Annotated in this window: 8 protein-coding genes; 4 read left to right on the top strand and 4 right to left on the bottom strand. The window is 58.4% G+C overall.

What is annotated here, in order from left to right; translation table 11 throughout:
• The 3 genes from NW837_RS10670 to petB form a co-directional block, all read right to left on the bottom strand.
• Window positions 1–423 (bottom strand): isocitrate/isopropylmalate family dehydrogenase (locus tag NW837_RS10670; RefSeq protein WP_414331383.1); only part of this gene is annotated, 423 nt, incomplete at its 3' end.
• A 195-nt stretch (window positions 424–618) separates the two neighbouring features.
• The gene (petD, locus tag NW837_RS10665) at window positions 619–1131 is read right to left on the bottom strand and encodes a cytochrome b6-f complex subunit IV (RefSeq protein ID WP_011433236.1); all 513 of its coding nucleotides are present in this window, start codon (window positions 1129–1131) and stop codon (window positions 619–621) included.
• Between the two features lie 98 nt (window positions 1132–1229).
• Window positions 1230–1877, bottom strand: coding sequence for a cytochrome b6 (gene petB, locus NW837_RS10660; protein ID WP_041436518.1), 648 nt, complete (start codon window positions 1875–1877; stop codon window positions 1230–1232).
• 188 nt (window positions 1878–2065) lie between these two features.
• Between petB and NW837_RS10655 the strand changes: the two genes are divergently transcribed.
• From NW837_RS10655 to NW837_RS10640, 4 genes are all read left to right on the top strand, one after another.
• On the top strand, window positions 2066–3343 hold the full coding sequence (locus NW837_RS10655; RefSeq protein WP_414331381.1) for a S41 family peptidase: 1278 nt from the start codon (window positions 2066–2068) through the stop codon (window positions 3341–3343).
• Window positions 3344–3497: 154 nt separating this feature from the next.
• Window positions 3498–4052 (top strand): phycobiliprotein lyase, encoded by a 555-nt coding sequence (locus NW837_RS10650; RefSeq protein ID WP_414331378.1) that lies wholly within the window; start codon window positions 3498–3500, stop codon window positions 4050–4052.
• Between the two features lie 74 nt (window positions 4053–4126).
• On the top strand, window positions 4127–4639 hold the full coding sequence (locus NW837_RS10645) for a tetratricopeptide repeat protein (protein WP_414331376.1): 513 nt from the start codon (window positions 4127–4129) through the stop codon (window positions 4637–4639).
• A gap of 170 nt (window positions 4640–4809) precedes the next feature.
• Entirely contained in the window at window positions 4810–6150 is a 1341-nt protein-coding gene (locus NW837_RS10640; protein WP_414331373.1) for a hypothetical protein, read from the top strand.
• Window positions 6151–6273: 123 nt separating this feature from the next.
• Here NW837_RS10640 and NW837_RS10635 read toward each other — a convergent pair.
• Window positions 6274–6360: DUF3067 family protein (locus tag NW837_RS10635; RefSeq protein ID WP_414331385.1), on the bottom strand; the 87-nt coding region annotated here is incomplete at its 5' end.

Genomic DNA, 6360 nt, shown 5'->3' with positions numbered 1-6360 from the left:
CACTACCACCAGGTCGATCCCCGAGATCACCTCTGGCTTCAGGGAGGAGGCCCCCACCAGTTGAGGGAAGACCTTCACCGGACGCAAGTTGGCAAACAGCCCCAGCCCCGCCCTCAAACCCAACAAGGCCCGTTCTGGGCGTTTCTCAGGAGGCAGAGCGTCGTACTTGAAGTCGCCGACAGCAGCCAGATAAACGGCATCGCTCTCTTGAGCCATTTTCAGGGTTTCTGCCGGCAAGGGATCCCCGGTCTGGTCGTAGGCGGCCCCGCCGATCAGGCCCTCTTGCCACTGAAGAGCAAATCCCATCTGCCGAGCAACTGCATCCAAAACGGCCCGTCCCACCCGCATGATTTCGGGGCCGATGCCATCTCCGGCAAGGGCTGTGATCCGATAGGTTCGAGCAGTTGAAGAAGAAGTGCTCATGAGCGGTCAAGCTGAAGATGAGGGCGTAGAGATACTACCATTTCGGCGGACTTGCCCATCCCTTGGCACACAGGTTTGCAGACAACTCCTCTAAAAAGCTCTCCAAATAACAAAGTGCAGCCTGGCCACCGACCTGCTGCACTCTGATGGTGATGATGACGATCAACCCATCAAGCGGGAGTCCCAGATGTTCTTTTAGAACAAGCCCAAGGTGACCCACTTATCCAAGGGCAAGGTGGCACCTATGCCCAGGTAGAGGGTGACCAAGGTGCCGATCAGGAACACCGTTGTCGCCACTGGGCGGCGCAAGGGGTTTTGGAACTTGTTGACGTTTTCGATGAAGGGCACAAACAAGAGACCCACAGGAATGGCAGACATCAGAGCAATTCCCAACAGCTTGTTGGGAGCAATCCGCAGGATGTGGAAGGCGGGGTAGAGATACCATTCCGGCAGAATTTCCAGAGGCGTAGCAAAGGGATCCGCCGGCTCCCCTACACCTGCCGGATCCATGACTGACAGGCCAACGATCACTCCAATAGTGCCCAGGATCACCACCGGAAACATAAAGAGCAAATCGTTGGGCCAAGCGGGCTCACCATAGGTCATGTGGCCCATGTTTTTCTTCAGCTTGGCTACAACTTTGGGGTTGTCTAGATCAACCTTGCGGGTAATGGCCTCGGTCGCTATCACCTGTTTTGAGACGGCCATGGGAGTTCTCCTTATCTAGGGACAAAAGTTCTGAAAAAGTGGCAGGTAAAGATCCCAGTTACCAGGAAAGTCAAAGGCGTCTGGGAGTCAAACCTTGCTCACAAAGGCCCAGAAATGCCTTGGCGGCGGATCATCAAAAAGTGCATGGTCATAAAGACTGCGGTCAGCCAGGGTAGCACGAAAGTGTGCAAGCTGTAGAAGCGAGTCAGGGTAGCTTGACCAACCGCTTCGCCACCCCGGATCAGTTGCACCAACAAGTCGCCCACCACCGGAATGGCACTGGGCACACCTGAGACGATCTTGACTGCCCAGTAGCCCACCTGATCCCAGGGCAGGGAGTAGCCGGTAACGCCAAAGGAGACGGTCAGCACCGCCAAGATTACACCGGTTACCCAGGTCAGCTCGCGGGGCTTCTTGAATCCCCCCGTCAGGTAAACCCGGAAGGTGTGTAGGATCATCATCAGCACCATCATGGAGGCACTCCAACGGTGGATGGAGCGCAGCAGCCAGCCGAAGTTCACCTGGGTCATGATGTAGTTCACCGACTCAAAAGCCTCGGCCACCGTCGGACGATAGTAAAACGTCATGGCGAAGCCGGTGGCAAACTGAATTAAGAAACACACCAGCGTCACCCCGCCGAGGCAGTAGAAGATGTTAACGTGAGGCGGAATGAATTTTCCCGTTGCGTCGTCGACGAAAGGCGTAATCTCCAGCCGCTCGTCCAACCAGTCGTAAACTTTGCTCATAATGTCTGCATTTTTTGAAGTTGGCTCTCGAGGGCGGGGCAAGCCCACTCTTCTCAGCAATGTAACACAATCTTTTAACACTATCCTGGCGCCGGGCTCAGCTTGGGAACCAAGATCTTGATCCCAGTAGGCCAGACGAGCTTTTGATATTGCGTTTTGTTCATGTTTCTTAATGTTTTTTGGGATCGATGGTTGTGCAGAAGCCGAGATACACAGGGATCCGCTGGAGAGGGTGGGGGATCCGCCTTGTCTTGCTTGGGTGTTTGCTCTGGGCGAGTTTGGCCATAGGCCCCTGTCCGGTGCAGGCCAGCCGTTGGGGAGAAGAGCAGCAACTGCTGGCGCAGGCTTGGGCCTATGTGGATCGGGCCTATGTGGATCCGGGGTTTAACGGGCAAAACTGGTGGCAGGTGCGGCAACGGTTTCTCTCCCGGCCCTTAAAGGAGCGCAAGCAGACCTATCAGGCCATTGAGGAGATGTTGGCCACTCTGGGGGATCCCTTTACTCGCTTTCTGGATAAAGAGCACTACCTCAGCCTGCAGACCTCCACAGCCGGCGAGCTGAGCGGTGTCGGCTTGCAGATTGCCATCGATGAGCAGGGGGCGGTGCGGGTGATTGCCCCCATGGAAGGCACTCCTGCCGAGCAGGCCGGGATCCAACCCCAGGATGAGATTTTGGCGGTGGATCGGGTGCCGGTGGCGGGGCTGAGCCTGGACGAAGTGGCCGAGCGGATGCGGGGGCGCAGCGGCACGCCGGTTACCTTGAAGCTGAGGCGGCAGGATCGCATTTGGGAGGTGGAGCTGGTACGCCAATCGATCACCATCAACCCCGTGCGCACCCGTTTTTTTGAGCTGCCTCAGGGATCGGTGGCCTACATTCGCCTCAGCCAGTTCAACGGCAATGCTGCCGCTCAAGTCCGCCAAGCCATTCGAACCGCAGAAGCTCAAGGGGTGCGGGGCTACATTCTCGATTTGCGCAACAATCCGGGGGGACTCTTGCAGGCGGCTATCGAGATCGCTCGCTTCTGGATCCCCAAGGGCAACATTGTGCTGGTGACGGATCGCCACGGCATTCAGGACAGCATTCCCGCCACCGGCGAGGTGCTCACAGAGGCGCCGCTGGTGGTCCTGGTAAATCAGGGCAGCGCCAGTGCCAGTGAAGTGTTGGCCGGGGCACTTCAGGATAGTGGGCGAGCCCAACTGGTAGGAACGCGCACCTTTGGCAAGGGTCTGATTCAATCCCTGCTGGAGCTGGCGGATGGCTCGGGGCTAGCGGTGACCACGGCCAAGTACCTTACCCCCAGCGGCCACGACATCCATCGCCAGGGGATCCAGCCCGATGTGGTGGTGGCGGAGGGATCCATTCCCCTGACGGCAGAAACCTTGGCCGGGCCGGAGGACATCCAGCTGCAGCGAGCCTTGGAGTTGTTGGGGCAGACCCAAGGGATCCCGGTGGCCAAAAGCGGGTGAGGGAGGAGATCCCGCTCCAGACCCAGATCTCAATCGTTGGCATTAGGATTTGGATTCCTGTTTGTTTTCAATTCGTTTTAGGATCAGAGGCAGGGTTTTCTGGGCCACTTCTCGGCTCCAGCGCCGGTTTCTGACTCTGTCCGCTCCCGCCCGCATGAACGCTATCCAGCAATTTCACCACTTTTTCAACTGCTGCATTGGAGCTTGGCGCACAGAGCGCACCTACCATTACCTAGACCGTGGCGAGGTGGAGCGCTCCCGCACCGAGTTCACCATTCGCACCCTCACCCCTGAGCTCAAGCACAAGGTGCTCGCCGACAACAACTACCCCAACCACAACGTGGATGGTTTTTTGGGCTTTCACTTGGCTTTTGAGACCGTTTCCGAAACGGGGGAGGAGGCCGGGCAAGAGCTGAACATGCTGTTCGTCCCTCGGCAGGAAACCCCCCTGGGGCTGCAGGGAGACTACCTGCGGGATCGGGCCTACGAGGAAGATCGCCCGATGGTGGCGGCTTTCCGGTTTGATCCCGGATCCCTGCAACTGGTGATGACCACCACCTACACTCGTGTGGTTGCTGTAGATACCATCACTCTACTGAATCCGCGCCTGCGCCTGCGGCAGATCCTTACCTACCAACGTCCCCCTCAGGGTCGGCCTTTGCAGGAGCTGTTGCTGGTGGGGTTTGGGGTAGAACAGAAGCTGACGTGACCTACTCCCGCACTCATGCTGATGCATAGAGGACGGGGCTTCCCGGCGGTCTAGCTAACCTGCGGATCCTGAGCATGACGCTTCCCGAAGACTTGAGATTGTCTCAGCACTTGGCCCTGATCCAGTCGAGGTTCGAGCGAGGACAATACCGGCAGGCGCTAGAGGAGGTTAAGCAGGCCCAAAGCCGCTATCCGCAGTCGGGTAAGCTACGGCTCTGGCAGGCCCTGGCCCAAGAAGCCCTTGGCGAAACGCAGGAGGCCATCCTGTTGGCCCAAACCTTGCTGCGCAACCCAGATCCAGAAGTTGCCCAGAAGGCTCGCTATGTCTTGGGTATCTGGCAAGCCCCTCGTCTGCGGCGTCCGGCGGAGTGGTTGAGCGAAATTCCCGATCTCAGCCGGCTGGAGGAAGCTGATCCCCCAGAGTACCGCTTGGCCTATGGGCGCTCCCAACGCAAAGGCCCTTCCCCAAGATCTGGGGATCCCCTCAGCCGCCGGGCAGCGGATCCCCCGTTGGACACTAAGCCCCTCATCTGGGTGTTGATCGGGATCCTCTCGACCCTGCTGGCCGTGATGGCTTGGCTGCCCTAGAGGCGGGTACAACCGTTCTGGAAGTGAGATCTACAACGATTCTCGTCGCTGCGGGGTTAAGGGGAGATACTGGGAATAGAGGAGACGCTAGGTCTAGCTCAGGGGAGCGGATCTGCGTCCAGGGATCCCAAAGGCTCCTCGACAATGGGGGCGGAAAGCGGAGGTTTAAAGTGGCTACCCAAACATTGGTGATGGATGCAGTGGAACAGTTGGGCCTGCGGGTCACCTTGGGAGATATTGCATCCAGCACGGGCTTAGCTTTACACGAGGCCAAACAAGAGCTACTGAATTTGGCCCAAAAGGCGGAGGGGCATCTCCAGGTTTCCCGGCAGGGGGAGATTACCTACGTTTTTCCACCGGATTTTCGCAGCATTCTCAAGCGCAAGGAGCAGCAGGATCGGCTAGCGGCCCTGCGTCGCCGGTTGTGGGGGGGCTTCCTCTATGGGCTGCGCATCTCCTTCGGCATCCTGCTGGTGGTGTCAATTGTCTTGATCGTCCTGGCGTTGATTGCCTTGCAAATGGCCAGCAGCCGCGAGCAGGACAATCGCAGCCGGTCGCGGGGGATAGGGTTTTACTACTTCCCCAATCTTTGGATCGGCAACCCCTTCTGGGATCCTTACCCCTACTATGGGAGCTACTCCGGTCGGACGCGCCCCCGCCAGCCGCAAAAATCCGAGCTGAACTTCCTGGAAGCGGTGTACAGCTTCCTCTTTGGGGACGGGGATCCCAATGCCAACCTGGAGGAGGAGCGCTATGCCCTCATTGGCCAACTGATTCGTGCCAATGGGGGGGTGATCGCAGCGGAACAGGTGTTGCCCTATCTGGATGTGGAGCCGGGATCCCCGGCCTTGGAATACGAAGATTACATGCTGCCCATTTTGCTCAAGTTCGACGGTCAGCCGGAGGTCAGCGAGGATGGGGACATTGTCTACCGCTTTCCGGAACTGCAGGTGGCCGCCTCAGAGCGTGAGCCCAAGAGGATCCCTGAGGTGTTGCAGGAGAAACCTTGGGTGTTCAGCCGGGCCACGCCTGGTCAACTGACCCTGGCAGGAGGCTTGGGAGTTCTCAATTTCTTTCTGGCCGCCATTCTCTATGGGGCACGGGAGGAGGTGGCAGCGGCAGCCGGCAGCAATGCTTTTTTGGCCTTCATCTACCCGTTGATCGGCTTCCTCTTCCTCTACGGCACGCTGTTTTTGGCGGTGCCCGCCGTTCGCTGGCTAGCCTTGCAAATCCGTAACCAGGGAGTGGAGCGTCGCAATCGTGTCCGGCAGCTTTGGCGAGAGCATCTGCAGCATCCCACAGAGGCGCTGCTGCGCAAACTCAACTTTGCCCGCCGCTTCCGCCGTCAAGAAGTTGTGCAAGAGTCGGACACCATTTACTCAACCGACCGGGATTTGATCGAGCAGCGGGACTACCGTCTGGACGAGCCGGCATTCCGCCAACTTTTGGAATCCGAAGCTCAGCAGGATCGCCCCGAAACCGAACAAGTGCGCAAGCCGCGTTCCCTCTAGAGAGGTCATGGCCGTTGGGCAAACTCCCGGTCTGCCGTTTGAGCTGAGACCCATTCGAGTTTCTTGCCCAGCCGGAGAATCCAGCGCTTAGGTTTGCTTGGACCTCTTTCTCCCCAGGAGAACTCACAACAACCACTCCGAGACCCGCTCCCCCACCTTCTGCAAATCCAGAGGAATGGCCACCGCCTTGCCCATACGAGGTCTCTGACG

Origin of the sequence: Synechococcus sp. R6-10, from assembly GCF_047461815.1 — a bacterium.
Taxonomy (GTDB): domain Bacteria; phylum Cyanobacteriota; class Cyanobacteriia; order Thermostichales; family Thermostichaceae; genus Thermostichus.
The sequence above is the reverse complement of the archived record's forward strand: the minus strand, read 5'-3'. Positions and strand labels throughout refer to the sequence as shown.